Source organism: Litoribacillus peritrichatus, assembly GCF_039537985.1.
GTDB lineage: Bacteria > Pseudomonadota > Gammaproteobacteria > Pseudomonadales > Litoribrevibacteraceae > Litoribacillus > Litoribacillus peritrichatus.
Genome location: NZ_BAABBN010000012.1, coordinates 568,480 through 582,768 on the forward strand (window position 1 = coordinate 568,480; position 14,289 = coordinate 582,768).

The window sequence follows — 14,289 nt, forward strand, 5'->3', positions numbered from 1 at the left end:
ATTCAATTCAAGCAGATTCGCTCCATTAAATATCAAGCAATCTTTCCCGACTTTCAATCGTCTAACACTCAAGACAAGCAGAAATCTTCAACTTTTCTCAATGACTGGATTCCAAATGCTTAAAAAAGTCGGGTTCGTTCTGGTTTTACTGATGGCACTCCTGCAAGCTTTCTATGCGCTGTTTGCATTTCTTGATCCTGTATCTTTTTCAAACGTAAGAGGCACTTCGTTAGTCTCTCTCGAAGATACCGATTGGGTACAGATCTACGCATCCCGAACCTTGTTTGTAGCATTGATTGTGGGATTTTTACTGTACTTAAGAAATTACAAAATTCTGTCTGCCGCAGCGCTGTTCGGTGTCGTGATGCCAGTCACGGATGCCTGGTTGGCATTTCAGGCGGACGCGCCTTCAAGCGTGGTCATCAAACACCTCATCACGATCGTGTATTTATTGTGTACAGCCTGGGTGCTTTATAAGATAGTCAGGGAGGAAGAGATGATTGCCTCCCCTTCCCCAAATTGATAATCCATCCGCTGACGCTTAGAACCTCACCCCCTGAATGTTTGTTTGTATTCGTTCAAACACCAGTTTGTTAAGGCTTGGGTATACTCTTCTCCGGCATCTTCCGAAGAAAAGTGAGAGGCATGCTCGAAGACTTTAAGTTTATTGTTCGGAAGTTGTTCAGATAGAAATTCAGCGTTACTCACATAAACAAACGGGTCAAGTTTACCCCAGGTAATCAAGGCCGGAACTTTAATGCTACTCAGCCGCTCCTGAATCCAGGTCAGATCTTTTTGATAACTGCCAAAAAACGAAATAGCGCACCTGTGCGATTGCTCGTTAAAGGCAATATCATAATATTCTTGAATGGCTCTCTTGGTTGGCCGGTAACTGTGATAGCCGTCTTTCACTGCCGTTATGAAATTGGTTTTCATCACCGGTTTTTTATTGATGCCTTTGGCAATCCATCGCACCAAACCAGACTTAATAACGGCATTCAAAATAGGAGAAAGCTTGGGCGGGTAACTTCCCGGGCCATCAAAAATATTAATGCTCTCAAGCCGGTTTGGGTGGTTAATTGCCGTTGCAAGTGTGATCGGGGCGCCCACGTCCGGGCCAACTAAATGCGCCTTTGCAATGCCAAAGTGATCAAACACCTGAATGACTAACTGACTAAGCTGCCTGGGCGACATATCGGCTTCTTCGGCCTTGCTCAGACCAAACCCAGGAACATCAAACGCCAGTATATTGAAGTTCTGACACAGCGACTCCCAGGCGCTTTCCCACATTCTGATGCTTTGAGGCAAGCCATTAAGCAAAACTAATGTAGGTGCATTCTTCTTTTCATATAGAACATACCTTATGTCGAATTTGCCAACTTTCACGTAATTTGGAGAGAAGAGATCCACCTTGGATTCCGCAACATTAGACGCATATTCCGAAAGCGCTTTTTTAAGTAAAGAATGAGTCATAACGATACCTTTAATATAAATCAATCATGCTTATGGTTACTAATATATACTAAGATACACAATTGAATATTACCCTACAATTAGGCACTATTATCTGCCTAAGTTACTTTTTGGGAACCCATGGAAACGAGGACTCATCGTGAATTACAACGAAACAGGCAAAAGAATCTTTATCCGGGACGAAAACTGCCCCATACGAAATGTAGTGGCTCAAATCGGCGATAAATGGTCGATATTAATTTTATTCAGCCTGGCGGATGGGGCCGACCGGTTCAACTCCTTAAAATCAAGAATTGAGGGCATTTCGCAACGAATGTTAACGCAAACATTACGTGAACTGGAACGGGACGGCTTTGTTGAGCGAACGGTTTATCCTCAGGTTCCGGTGAAAGTGGAGTACAAGTTAACGGAGTTGGGCCAGGGCTTAACAAAATCCGTTTGGGGGTTGGTCTCATGGGCCAACGAACACCTCGATGAAATCAAAACATCACGCAACCAATACGATCAAGAGCACAATGAAAAGACCGACAATCAATAACCTGAAAATACTTTGTGTATCAGAAAAAGCCCCTTAATGACGTCCAAAGTTACGAAGCTTTGGACGCCGCAGTGCTGAGCTTTGTTAGGATCTTTTAGTTCTTTAGCTCTTCAAATTCAGACTGCAAGTAATAATAGGTTTTTTCATAAACACCCATCATTACGTCATCATATTTTTCCTCATGCTCAGGATTATAATTGTCCTCTTCGTCATCATTAAACGGATACATCAGAATTGCTTTTGACATTTCTATATCCGCTAAACGGATTAATAACCTTGCTTCAGACTCATCAATTGTTAAGTATTCTGCATTCTCTAAATCAATATTTTTAAAAACATGAGACAAGGCTGCATAGCCCTGATTATGAACTATCACACTTATTTCTTTGATGAGTTCGTTTGGCAGAAAAATATTTCGTTTAGACATTCTTAGCTTGCCTCTGCTTTTTTAAGCACACCGGGATACTCTTCGATAATCCGACCAGTACCTTTTTCTATCTTAACTTTAGCTGGCTTGAGTTTCCCAGCTAATACTCTCAACTTTTCGGTAAATTCGGGCAATGACATCTTACGTGATACATTTAGAAGCGGATGAGTGAAGTCCTTAATATTAAATACTAGCCCCTCAGGTAAACTTTCTCCTTTTGGCAATACCCAAACGTGACCAGATATTATTGGATTTTTGGAAAGTTTTTCTACATTACTTGCAAATGACAGGCCCTTGCTTGGATTTGGTACAACCATCTCAATTTCATGATCAGGGTCGTAAATTATAGTAACGTCCTTCACTCTTGGACCACTGGCACGCAAAATCTTTGAATCTGAGGAATTGCCGCCACCACGATATATTCCGGCAACCCCGGTATAGAATTGCCAAAGATCATTTGGTCCCAAGATTGTGTATTTGCTGTCTTCTATTTTTTCTTCATATCTCCTCCATTTATGAAGAACATTGAGCATAAAGCCCTAATATCGCGCTTTGCGGCAGAAGACCTGATCAACTGTACCTCTTAGCCCCTTCAATCCCGATGGGGTTTTAAAGAGTTCAAACCTGAACATACAGGATCAAATCCATTTCGTTTCTCTGTATCAACGTTAACTTAACGAACTTACCTTAAGTCCTAAAGCCATCAATTATAGATTCTCTTCGTTTACGTCAGATGGGTGAGTTGTAGAAGCCTACTGTGACGATCCTAAATTCGTACTTAGAGTGGCAGGCTTTTTAACACAGCTTCATTTCATCCCCCTGTGTAATCCCCTGTAATACTTTTTTCGACCTTCCTTAACTATATCTATAAACAGGGCTCTGTCTGACAGCCGGGCTCACAACGCTTTTATCCAAGACCAAAGTTCGGCTATGAGGAGATAGCCAGTACACCTTGCTCACGGAAGTCACTGTCAACGAACAGCAAGAGTGCCGCTTTGCTCTGGAAAAGCAGTGAAATGCTTTCATCCACCCAAAACATAATAAAGATGGAATCTCATGAATATTAAACATACAGATTGGGCCTTGGAGCACCTCGAAGACCACTTGCAAGCCGCCGTGGACTTAGAGTTATGGACAATCCCTTTTTACATGTCCGCCATGTACTCAATCAAAGACCGTGAATCCGACGCTTACCAACTCATCCGAACCATCATTAACCAGGAAATGCTGCATCTCCAGTGCGCTGCAAACATCGCTAATGCCTATGGTTTCTCTCCGAAAATCACACCGCCGGTGTACCAGGGCACCAAAATCCCTCACCTCAATTTTAAGCTCGACCCCAGCGAGAAAACTGAGCCATACATGCCTTACACGGCAGAAATCGGACCGCTCGACCTAAAGCACATTAACGGTATGTGCTTGGTGGAATTACCAGAATTTGACCCACCGCCACTCGAAATTCTTCTGGAAAGCCTCATCAACGAATACAGCACCATTGGCGCTTTCTACGATGCACTGCGCTTTGGAGCCTCTTTATTAAAAGGCCACATCAAAGGCGGCGTCCGTCAGGTGGACTACTTCTCCGCCTTCTATCGCAACATGCCAAACATGACGGTCACAGAATCCGGCGGTGCTGGTTTTGATCAAATCTCACTGCTGATTGACCTCATCACGGATCAGGGCGAAGGCCAATGCAAGAAAGACCCAACCGTGCCTTCCGTGTTCCAAAACACCGCCGACGACACCGAACCGAGCGAAGATCACTTCGTAAAGTTCAATCAGATCAAAGACGCAGGCGGGCCAGACGGCTGCAAGTTACCGGAAACCTTCAGTACCAAACCCGTCAGCGAATACACGCCTGAAGACATCCAACTTCAAAACATTCTGGTGAAGCAATTCGGTCAACTGACGCAACTGCTTGAAAGCCTGTTCCGTGGAGAAAACCCCGACAACTTCTTCCCGGTTATGGCCAGCGTTGGCGGTGCACTCCGAAACTGCTGGGAGCACGGCGTCACACCAAAATTCAGCGAAACTAATCAGCACTAAGGGATGCACCGATCATGACCAACAAAACTGTATTCAGGGTACACCCCAGCGTTAACTTTGCACGTTTTGGTACCAGCGAAGATTACATACTTTCACCCGAAACCAGTGCAGGTTTGCCTCAAAAAGGCACCGACATCACCGGCGGTTTACCGATTAAGAAAGGCACTCAAAACACTCCGGTCACCAGCAACGACCTACGAGATGAAGACGGCAATTTAAAAAAACAAGCCGCTCGCTTTCGTATCTACGCCTACGATTTTGATGGCGAAGACAGCTACCCAGGCGGCGCGGGTACTCAAGTCGTCGTCGGTACCACACTGGCCGATGGCCGAACCGTCAAAGACCTGATCTGGTCCAGCCACTTAGCCAACAAAAAAGCCGCCGCCTACAACGTGGTCAACAACAAAGGCATTGAAGCCTACGCCAATAACCAGGTACCGCAAATGCGTAACCCGGAAGTGCATGGCACCATTGATTCGGATTATCGCCTTAATCGGTTAATGATTGACGCCGGCCCCCGAGCCATCAGTGCCAGTTCTGGCGATATTGCAAAATTTAATCGCTGTTCCGAAGCCAAATGCGTACAAACGGGTGGCGAGATAGTGCCCTTGCCCAAATACCCGATCCGCTTTCCGGAAGACACTAATGATGAACTGTATGAACCCAGTGGGCCGCTGGACACCTTAGGTGAAATACGCACCGACGATGAAGGTCGTTTATTGGTTTTAGCCAGTTCCGGCAATGCCGTTGGGCAATACGATGAATACGGTGTCCCCATTCAAATGACTGGCGACCTCAACAACGTAGGCTGGTTTGATTCTGCCTCCGATGGCCCGGTAAATGTCACCCTGGTGTTTGACGATGGCAGCACCGAAGAAGCCTTTGGCGCCTGGGTGGTGTGTGGTGATCCCGCTTATGCACCACAAATCCGAAATGTGGTTTCCGTATGGGATGACGTCTACAACATGTTCGTCCGGGACTTAGGGCTTCAGCCAGATCTCTACGGTTTCACCCACCACGAAGACAAGTGCCAATACAAACCGACTTACAAGCCCAACTTTACCCAAGACATTCAGCCCATCTTCATTGCCTGTAACCTGCAACGCTGGACGGCCAACCTGCCGCCTTTGGCCTTGCACGCCCACACAGCAGTAGAAGCCATTACTGAAGACAATGACCCCAACGAAACCATCATGGCGGCATTGAACTTCATTCGTAACCCCAACAAAGATGAAACCAACATTGGCGCACCTTTAATGCCGCTTTCTTTAGGCGCGGCAGGCACCTCGTTTTTAACCGTCACCAAAACCCAATATTTCATGCTGGAGCAATGGAGCAAAAACCAGTTTGAAAAAGGCGAAGGTACGGCACTTGGCCCAGGGGAAATTCTCGATATGGCGTCCATGGCCAATTGCCTGGGTGGGCGATACGTGCCGGGCATCGAAGTCAGCTACACCATCATGGAAAAAGACATCTATCAACAGGACTGGAAAACCTCAGGCTCTGGCCCCTTCCGCATCAAGCAATACCCACTGACTTACGAGGAACTGAGCAAAGACAAACCTTACTTAAACATTGGCTGGATTCCTCTGCACAACATGACCGACGGCCTGGAGCCCGGCGACATCTCCAAGTTCATGGCCATCCCGTGGCAAACGGATTACAACTCCTGCTCCATTCACGCCACCGCCATCAACACCGACGGAGTGAATGAAAGTAACGGCGCTGAATCCACGCTTTACTGGTCCTGGCCTTCACAGCGCCCGGATGCGGTTTATGTGGCCGAAGAGGTTTATAACAATGTATTACCACAACAGAAGTGGTCGATTCGGGGCAAAGGCACCTATGCCGTCAACCCGGCCTCCGCTGCAACATTCCAAGACCCGCTGCAATCGGTTCAGGATTGGGATAAGATCGGCATCATTGTTCAAGGCACCAACATAGACGGCGACAGAGAGGGCTGCGACACCCAGAAGTTTTCGCCAGAGCTTTATCTTGAAGTTCAAAGCCAACTCACCAACCCCGGCGATGCCACAGACCCAGTGCCTGCCTGGCCCTTCAATGCCAACCCAACAAAGAAGAAGCGAGGATGCCCACATTAATATGACAACGCTCAAAGCCCATTACGACGTTGTGATACTGGGAGGTGGCCCCGCTGGACTAGCGGCGGCCATCGCCATTCGCACCAACACCAAAGCTTCGGTGTTGGTGGTGGAACGGCAAACACCCGGCCAAGAGCGTCTTGGTGAAAACTGCCCCCCGGAAATCGTATTGCTCTTAAAGCAGTTAGGTGTGGCCAGAGAATTCTATCAGGCCAACCACCAGACCTGCCCCGGCTATGCATCGGTATGGGGACATGACAAACCCGGTTATAACGACTTTATTGTCAACCCTCTGGGGCCTTCCTGGCGCCTCAACCGCAGTGCCTTTGACAAAATGTTGGCCGACAAAGCCGAAGCTATGGGCGCCCAACTAAGTTGGAATACCCGCTTCATAGGCACCCAAGATAACCACTCCCATACCCTGTTGCTTGCTCAAGGCGAAGACCGTGCGCCCTTCCCTGTTCAGGCCGGTTTCGTGATCGACGCCACCGGGTCCAAAGCCCGCTATGCTCGTACCTTGAACATCCACAAAACCATCGAAGACCAACTGTTCGCCACCGTTCGTTTCTCCCGCGTTACCAAAGACCAGGGCACCAAGCAAATCCAACTCGAAGCCACGCCTCAAGGTTGGTACTACCAGGCACTGCTGCCAGACAACAAAGCCGTGAGCATGATCGTCTCCGAGCGAGAAATCCTTCCTCACTTGAGAGAGCACAACCACCAAGGCTTTGAAGACGCCCTCGCCGCCACCACCTTTGTTGGCCCGAACGCTGAAAAACTTCAACTCCAGGCCACCAGCTACCACAGCTGCGCCATCTACTCCGGCATACTCCCCACCCTGGAAGGCAACAACTGGATGGCCATCGGCGACGCCGCCGCAAGCTTTGACCCCATCAGCGCCCAAGGCATTTTCAAAGGCATCAAACACGGAATAATGGCAGGCATCAAAGTAAAAAACTGGCTTGAAGACCCAAAGAACGTAACCACCGATTACTCACAACAAGTGCAACAACAGTTCCGCATTTACCAGAAAAACCGAAACCACTCGTATGGTTTGGAACGGCGTTGGACTGACTCGGAGTTTTGGCAGAGGCGAATGAGCGCCTAAAAGCGCAGGATAAACGACAGTGCGTTGTATTTTGGGTCGGAAAATCTGAGTGATTATTTAAATGGCATCAAATTAAATATTTGGTGACGTAACAAAGGAAAAATGATCTTCGACGCTAATGTCGTAGAATTGAGTTGTTAAATTCATTCAAGGAGATATTACATGTCCAAAATAATAACTACTTACACCCAGTTAGTTCAGGATTCGCAGGAATATGGCAGCGATGATGAGCACATGGTTTCTAGAGCAACATTTGACCTAGAGTTCGATGGAGAAGTTTATTCTAACTGTACAATCGATATTAAACAAACGGTTGGTTCTGACTATAATAATGGCCCGTTAGAAATCTCTAACTTACAAGGTTACGAAGGACCGAATGATTGGTCTAAATTACAGTACAACACCGAGATATTGTATCGTTCTTTAATAGGTTCCCAAGGTAGCTGCATTAACTTTAGCTGTGGTTCATCAAACATTCGAATGTTGAATAATACGTTCGATATTAAGCGTACATTTCAATATGAAGTTGAAAATAATTCAGAGTTAAGTGGTGGTTGGTAGCTGAAGGTTATGTGGCATAAAAATTTAACAAATTTAGCCAGCATTAGGTTGCTGAGAAACCTAAATTAAATATTTAAACTTTATAAGGAATTTAAAAATGACTCCATATAAAAATACCAATGGAAGCTCTAATGTTGAAGCCTACGAGATCAATGGTGATTCAATTACCGTAAAGTTTATGTCTGGCAGATGGCGTAACTACCTATATTCTAGCCAACGACCGGGAACGGCCGTTGTCGAAAAAATGAAAGAACTGGCCATACAGGGCCATGGGCTAAATTCATATATTTCTACAACAGTTCGCACCAGCTTCGAACGCAAATGGTAAAGAACCAATTCAGGTAACCGTAGGAACCTAGCCCCCCACAACACACTGCATGCGGGCCTATTCCGAGAATACTTTGCCGCTTCGCTGGGGCGCGTACAGGGCGTGTCTCTCACGGCAATGAAGCATTAACCCATCCATCAAGCTGTGATTAGAGCCCCTGAGATTTCAAGTGGTCTAAAAAAGATAAGGTTTGATTGATATCTCCGGGGTTTAGAACTAGACGATGGGCCTTTGCAAACGATATCAGATGAAACAATGGCAACATTTACGGTGGCCGTTAGATCTCCCGGCATCGTCTTGATGCAACTCGCAGTTCTACAGGCCTTTTCCTGCAGTTTAGATAATTCCCATGCCAATTGTACACAAATGCATGTTGCATAAACCACTGAGTGGTTTGAATGGTTTTTTCGCTGGTACCTCAATACAAAACCACCATTAATATCAGAAGTTATACTCTTTGACGCCACCTATTAACAGGTGCTATATATAGGTCTTCAGTAGAGAGATCCTTATCATGCAAACAAAATTTTCCGAAGATGTCATTCCGCTGTCTGACCTAAAGATTAACCCGGGTAAGGTCGTAAATCACGCCAAAGACACCCATAGACCGGTTCTTATAACTAGCCGAGGGCGAGGAGTTGCAGTTGTCCAAGGACTTGATGATTACGAAAACATTAAGGAGGAACTTGAATTCGTTAAAGCTGTTGCTCAAGGGTTAATGGAGATAAAAGAAGGTGAAACTTCCGACATCAGTGATGTGAAAAAACAGCTGGGCATCTAGTTCGTGAATCTTTCTTTTTCTATATCTGCGATCAACGACCTTAAAAGCATTAAAGAATATTACCAAGAACAGGGTGTACCTCAAATTAGCCAAGACTTTGTCGAGGCAATTATTTCACACATAGAAACGCTTGTAGATCACCCAGATATTGGTAGAGTCGTCCCCGAGTTCAGTGATGATTCTATACGTGAACTTATTCATTCACCATTTCGTATTGTCTACCTTCGTGAAAGCAAATCAATAAACATTATTAGAATATGGCGTAGTGAACGGTTACTTAAGTTACCCGAAAATTAAGTACAAATCAGATCGCCGGAAGTATCTAGCCTCCAAGCGAAACCTCTCGGTCAAGCCCTTGCCATTCGCTAGTCGTTGTCGTTAAATCCTTTTAAATTGAATTAGCGGAGATCTTCCTACAGAGGACTTCATCGGGGCAGCCTCCGCTCATTAGTTCGAGTCCATATCGGGTGTACACAAATTGCTGCGCTCGAAATAATTACTCGCTACACTTCTAATTTTCCGGTGAGCAAAACGTTAGCTTTCCGTGTTATCCAGCATCAACATCAAGGGACTATGATGAAAGAAATTACCAGAATTAATCATGTAGGATTGAGAGTCAGAGATTTGGAAGTTTCTCGTGAATTTTATGGAAAGCTCGGATTCGTATTTCTCGCTGGCCCTGTTGGCCCAGAGCCAGTCGCTATCGTAGAACACCCATCTGGAATAAATATCAATCTTATTCTGAATGTGTCAGAAAATGCCCCAAGGAAAAATGTGCTGATGGAAGGAGATATGAAATATCCCGGCTATACACACATTGCCCTTGAAATAACGGATTATGATTCAGCAAAAAGTAGCATTCAAAAACTGGGTTTCCCGGTTACAGGAGAAGTCGAATACAACGGTGCTCAGTTTTTCTTTATCAGAGATCCTGATGATAATGTTATCGAGTTTCATCAACCAGCAAGCAACTAATCGGGTAGCCGGAGACATCTAGTCTCCAGCCCCACAACACCCTGTATGCGGGTCAGCATGGAGCATTTCACTCAGAGCTAAAAGAGTAAACATATTATGTTTACTCTTGAAATCCGAAGAGCATAAAATGTCTAAAGCAAAACAGCGAACTTCACAAACTGTTCGCGACATTAAAAAACTAAGGAGAGTTAAGTGGCACTAGTAAAATGTAAGGAATGTAACCGTGAAATATCAACATCAGCTGAATTATGCCCCGGGTGTGGCGTTAAAGATCCAGGAGTAAAACTTAAAGATCATTTAACCTTATTTGGTATTATTATTTTTACAGTCTTTTTGCTTTCTCAATGCTCCGGTTAACGATTCTGAACATATTTCCAAATCGGATTCGGGACAAACTAATTCATGCAACAAGAATCAGTAAGAGCATTAATTAAATCAAAATTCGATCTTGGTTACTCGGAAGCATCTACGCAATGAAAATCGAAAAGGACTACGAATGGGGTTATCTCTGCAGTCAGGTGGACGGCTATCTATCTGGGGCTATTAAAAAGCCAACTGTACAATTAACACTTGGCCAAAAAGTGACTGCTGTAGTTGTAGCCAAAAACAAACTTGGAGCTCCGTATCTTGAAATTCATGAAGATTCAGACAATGCATAAGTTCCAGCCTATTTATTTTATAAACGCTTAAAGGAAAACACATTGGACAAGGAATTCTTACCGGACTTTTCAGGCAAGTGCATATCTATGAGCGTCGTGGATTCTGAATGTTGTCATGACCTATTTGATCCTCATTTCGAGTATCAAGGGGGGAAACTATTCATCGTAGGTACAATTCCTGTTGGTGCGACAGATTCAGATTGGAACGCCAATCAATTAGGCGCTGTAGCTTGGTCTGGAGTTCAAAACTATGTGCTGTTTGATGATCTGGATGCCTATGTAAAAGCCGTCGCCATTTCTGAAGCATTCCAGTCTAAAAATTCAGACCGTTAGTCTCAACAGCAAACCACAGCACAGGAAGGAAATAGTCTTTGAGCAATTGGGATGATGTAGCAGAACGAGTGGTGTTCAATCTTGAAATATCAGTTCCAGACTTTCAAAGCGCAGTGCCATTAAAAAGTAAAATATTAGATTTTGGTTGTGGTTATGGGCGGGTTACCAATCAACTCTATGGTCTTGGTTTTCGTGATTTAATCGGTGTTGATGCTTCCGAATCAATGATCTGTCGAGGCTTAAATGCCTTCCCAACACTGGATTTACGTCACCTTTCTGATCTGCCGTTGCCCTTCCCAGATCAATCTTTTGATGCCGTCATTACCTGTGCCGTTTTTACTTGCGTTCCAGACCAGACAGAACGAGTAAAAATTCTGGATGAGCTGCATCGAGTGCTAAAACCAAATGGAGTGCTCTACTTGGCTGAGTTTTGCTCCGATGACGGTCATAAGTTTACGTCCGGTATGGGTGTGTCAATGTGGCATAGCCAACCAAAGGTAATTGAAGGTATGCTTACGAGCTTTGAAGTTGAGTTGTTGAAGGCAGTACAAAGCCCGACCATGTCTGGCCATTTCAGTGAAGCAATTCATATTCTGGCCCGGAAGAATTAACATCGATTTCCGACAGCAGCCACTCACAATCGCAACATAAAATACAAATCACTTCAGGCAAGCACTTTGAAGCAAGCCTTAATAACGACAATGGAGAAATACATGAAGAAAATCTTACTCATTTCGATTTTTTCTTTACAGCTACTAGGATGTTCAGCTGAAATTGGCAGCGAAGCTTGGTGTGCAGACCTGGATGAAAAACCTAAAGGCGATTGGACAATGAATGAAATGAAAGACTACACCAAGCATTGTATTTTTAATTAAAGTTCAATATTGAAAGGGCAATCAACCAACGGTTAAAAACTCAAACCGAGGTTGCCCTTCTTCTGCCAGTTAACAAATCAAAACCAGTTAAGAACATTAAAGAGACCGTCTTGAAACACTTGCAACCTTCGTGTCTGGGTCTAGGGTTATTAATAATTAAGACCACCGAAACAAGGCCGCTAAACCAAATTGAGGTTCGCTTATGTTCAAACGCAGTCATAACTCCGCCCTCTCCTTATCTCTGCTGGTAGCGCTATATTTTTCGTCTGCGTCTGTAATTCAGGCAGACACCATCTCCATTCGTTCAGACGTTTGGTTCCCAATGAATGGTCAACCAGGGTCTGATCAACCGGGTTATATGATTGAGTTGGCTCAAGAAATTTTCTCACAATCGGGTCACACCATAGACTATCGACTGATGCCTTGGGAAAGAGCATTAAGTGAAGTCCGAAAAGGTGCTATCGATTGTGTTGTGGGTGCGTATAAAGAAGATGCCCCGGACTTTATCTTTCCGGAAGAACATTGGGGAATGGATAATTCTGCATTTTATGTCAACAAAGGCAACTCATGGCGATATCAAGGATTAACATCGCTCAATGGGGTCAAACTCGGGGTCATAGGTGGTTATGCTTATGGTGATGAATTCGATAAATACGTTGCCGACAATACCAGCGGCAACATTCAAACGGTGAAAGGCGACAACGCCTTAGAAAAAAACATCAAAAAAGTCATGGCTGGTCGTCTAGACGCCCTGATTGATTCGCCTTTAGTGGTTTCTGCCAAGCTCAAAGAAATGGGCATGGAAGGGAAGATTGAAGAAGCAGGTGCACTTGGTGATCCTAGCCCCATGTACATTGCCTGCTCTCCTGCCAAACCCAAAACCAAAGGCCACATCCAGCTGATCAATGAAGGCACTCAGGCATTGCGTGCTTCAGGCCGGTTAAGTGAGATTATGGCCAAATATGGATTGAAGGACTGGAAGTAAATTTCAATGTTAAGCGGATAATCATCCTATCTATGCTCCACATACTAACGTTGATTAACCGCTTTGATAATGACTTAACTTTCCCGAGTGAGACTGTCTGAGTTTTCTCGGCTCCACCCGTCAGACGCCCACCTTAATGTTATCTTAATACCCCCATATTCATACTTGGTTCTTTACCATTCACGTCAAGAAACCATGCAAAAAATCTCTCTCAAACACATTATTTTGCGCTTTAAGTGGCGCATAGCCTTTACCTTTTTCCTGATCATTGCCGGCGCGTCGCTGAACATCTTTTTTCCGCTGGTCATTGGCCTGGCCATTGATGGATTACTTGCAGGGAGCTACGAAGGAATTTACCACCTTGGCTTATTAGGCGGGTTAACCTTGGTGATCGGCACCGCACAACGCTTTTATGACACCCGAATCTACGCCGGAATTTATTGCCAGATCGCGCCTGAAATGGTTTCCGATGGACAAAGTAAAGGCCAGCCCCTTTCAACAATTTCTGCTCGCAGTGCGTTATTGACAGAGTTCGTTGAGTTTTTGGAAAACTCCCTCCCCGAAGTTGTGGGAGCCATTATTGGGGTAGTGGGTGCCCTGCTCTTAATCGCATCACTGAACTTTACGGTATTTCTCGCCTGTCTTGGTTTATTGCTGTTAATTATGGTGATCTATAGCGTCACCGGAAAATTCAATTATGCTTTGAATTCTGGTTATAACGACCAACTGGAACACCAGGTCATCGCTTTGGAAAGCAAAAACAAAGACGTTGTTCATCGGCACTTTGGCGCTCTTATGCGCTGGAACATCAAATTATCCGACTTAGAAACTAGCAACTATTTGGTGATCTGGCTGGGCGTAATTGCCTTATTAGTCTTCACACCCATCACCGTGATTGATGACGGGGTTTTACAATATGGCCTTGTATTTTCGCTGCTAATGTACGTGTTTGAATATATTGAAAGCCTGGTTACCTGCCCGATATTTGTTCAACAGCTGATTCGCCTGCATGAAATATCCAAGCGGTTATCCTGTGACCCCGTTGCAATTAACCAGTCGGTTGAATTAAGTAACAGTCGATTGAATTAAGTAACCAAA

General features: G+C 44.9%; 20 protein-coding genes. 17 read left to right on the forward strand and 3 right to left on the reverse strand.

From position 1 onward, the window contains the following. Positions 1-115: 115 nt before the first annotated feature. Entirely contained in the window at positions 116-523 is a 408-nt protein-coding gene (locus ABD744_RS19145) for a DUF4267 domain-containing protein (protein ID WP_344800184.1), read from the forward strand. Between the two features lie 26 nt (positions 524-549). Here the strand turns inward: ABD744_RS19145 and ABD744_RS19150 are convergent, their stop codons facing one another. Next, on the reverse strand, positions 550-1,473 hold the full coding sequence (locus ABD744_RS19150) for an alpha/beta fold hydrolase (protein ID WP_344800185.1): 924 nt from the start codon (positions 1,471-1,473) through the stop codon (positions 550-552). A 139-nt stretch (positions 1,474-1,612) separates the two neighbouring features. Here ABD744_RS19150 and ABD744_RS19155 point away from each other — a divergent pair, with 139 nt between their 5' ends. Further along, on the forward strand, positions 1,613-2,011 hold the full coding sequence (locus tag ABD744_RS19155) for a winged helix-turn-helix transcriptional regulator (RefSeq protein WP_344800186.1): 399 nt from the start codon (positions 1,613-1,615) through the stop codon (positions 2,009-2,011). Positions 2,012-2,105: 94 nt separating this feature from the next. Here ABD744_RS19155 and ABD744_RS19160 read toward each other — a convergent pair whose 3' ends face one another. Together ABD744_RS19160 and ABD744_RS19165 are read right to left on the reverse strand one after the other, a co-directional pair. After that, entirely contained in the window at positions 2,106-2,438 is a 333-nt protein-coding gene (locus ABD744_RS19160) for a hypothetical protein (protein WP_344800187.1), read from the reverse strand. 2 nt (positions 2,439-2,440) lie between these two features. Beyond that, complete coding sequence (locus ABD744_RS19165; protein WP_344800188.1) at positions 2,441-2,971, reverse strand: hypothetical protein; 531 nt, start codon at positions 2,969-2,971, stop codon at positions 2,441-2,443. 523 nt (positions 2,972-3,494) lie between these two features. Between ABD744_RS19165 and ABD744_RS19170 the strand changes: the two genes are divergently transcribed. From ABD744_RS19170 to ABD744_RS19240, 15 genes are all read left to right on the forward strand, one after another. Next, on the forward strand, positions 3,495-4,484 hold the full coding sequence (locus tag ABD744_RS19170) for a ferritin-like domain-containing protein (RefSeq protein ID WP_344800189.1): 990 nt from the start codon (positions 3,495-3,497) through the stop codon (positions 4,482-4,484). 14 nt (positions 4,485-4,498) lie between these two features. Continuing rightward, positions 4,499-6,586 (forward strand): LodA/GoxA family CTQ-dependent oxidase, encoded by a 2,088-nt coding sequence (locus ABD744_RS19175; RefSeq protein ID WP_344800190.1) that lies wholly within the window; start codon positions 4,499-4,501, stop codon positions 6,584-6,586. Between the two features lies 1 nt (position 6,587). Further along, positions 6,588-7,694 (forward strand): NAD(P)/FAD-dependent oxidoreductase, encoded by a 1,107-nt coding sequence (locus ABD744_RS19180; RefSeq protein ID WP_344800191.1) that lies wholly within the window; start codon positions 6,588-6,590, stop codon positions 7,692-7,694. Positions 7,695-7,856: 162 nt separating this feature from the next. After that, positions 7,857-8,255 carry a hypothetical protein gene (locus ABD744_RS19185; protein ID WP_344800192.1) on the forward strand — a complete coding sequence of 133 codons (399 nt, stop codon included), beginning with the start codon at positions 7,857-7,859 and terminating at the stop codon, positions 8,253-8,255. A gap of 97 nt (positions 8,256-8,352) precedes the next feature. Next, positions 8,353-8,583 (forward strand): hypothetical protein, encoded by a 231-nt coding sequence (locus ABD744_RS19190; RefSeq protein ID WP_344800193.1) that lies wholly within the window; start codon positions 8,353-8,355, stop codon positions 8,581-8,583. 514 nt (positions 8,584-9,097) lie between these two features. Beyond that, positions 9,098-9,364 carry a type II toxin-antitoxin system Phd/YefM family antitoxin gene (locus ABD744_RS19195; RefSeq protein WP_344800194.1) on the forward strand — a complete coding sequence of 89 codons (267 nt, stop codon included), beginning with the start codon at positions 9,098-9,100 and terminating at the stop codon, positions 9,362-9,364. Positions 9,365-9,367: 3 nt separating this feature from the next. Then, positions 9,368-9,661 (forward strand): type II toxin-antitoxin system RelE/ParE family toxin, encoded by a 294-nt coding sequence (locus ABD744_RS19200; RefSeq protein ID WP_344800196.1) that lies wholly within the window; start codon positions 9,368-9,370, stop codon positions 9,659-9,661. Positions 9,662-9,940: 279 nt separating this feature from the next. Then, positions 9,941-10,339, forward strand: coding sequence for a VOC family protein (locus ABD744_RS19205; protein ID WP_344800197.1), 399 nt, complete (start codon positions 9,941-9,943; stop codon positions 10,337-10,339). A 192-nt stretch (positions 10,340-10,531) separates the two neighbouring features. Next, entirely contained in the window at positions 10,532-10,696 is a 165-nt protein-coding gene (locus tag ABD744_RS19210) for a hypothetical protein (RefSeq protein WP_344800198.1), read from the forward strand. A 116-nt stretch (positions 10,697-10,812) separates the two neighbouring features. Then, on the forward strand, positions 10,813-10,998 hold the full coding sequence (locus ABD744_RS19215; protein ID WP_344800199.1) for a hypothetical protein: 186 nt from the start codon (positions 10,813-10,815) through the stop codon (positions 10,996-10,998). Between the two features lie 42 nt (positions 10,999-11,040). Continuing rightward, entirely contained in the window at positions 11,041-11,331 is a 291-nt protein-coding gene (locus tag ABD744_RS19220; protein WP_344800200.1) for a hypothetical protein, read from the forward strand. A 38-nt stretch (positions 11,332-11,369) separates the two neighbouring features. Then, on the forward strand, positions 11,370-11,942 hold the full coding sequence (locus tag ABD744_RS19225; RefSeq protein ID WP_344800201.1) for a class I SAM-dependent methyltransferase: 573 nt from the start codon (positions 11,370-11,372) through the stop codon (positions 11,940-11,942). Between the two features lie 102 nt (positions 11,943-12,044). Further along, a complete protein-coding gene (locus ABD744_RS19230) occupies positions 12,045-12,206 on the forward strand; it encodes a DUF3012 domain-containing protein (protein ID WP_344800202.1) in 162 nt (53 codons plus the stop codon). Between the two features lie 202 nt (positions 12,207-12,408). Then, positions 12,409-13,191: a substrate-binding periplasmic protein gene (locus ABD744_RS19235; protein ID WP_344800203.1), complete on the forward strand. Its 783-nt coding sequence runs from the start codon at positions 12,409-12,411 to the stop codon at positions 13,189-13,191. A 195-nt stretch (positions 13,192-13,386) separates the two neighbouring features. Beyond that, complete coding sequence (locus tag ABD744_RS19240; RefSeq protein WP_344800204.1) at positions 13,387-14,280, forward strand: ABC transporter six-transmembrane domain-containing protein; 894 nt, start codon at positions 13,387-13,389, stop codon at positions 14,278-14,280. Positions 14,281-14,289 lie beyond the last annotated feature (9 nt).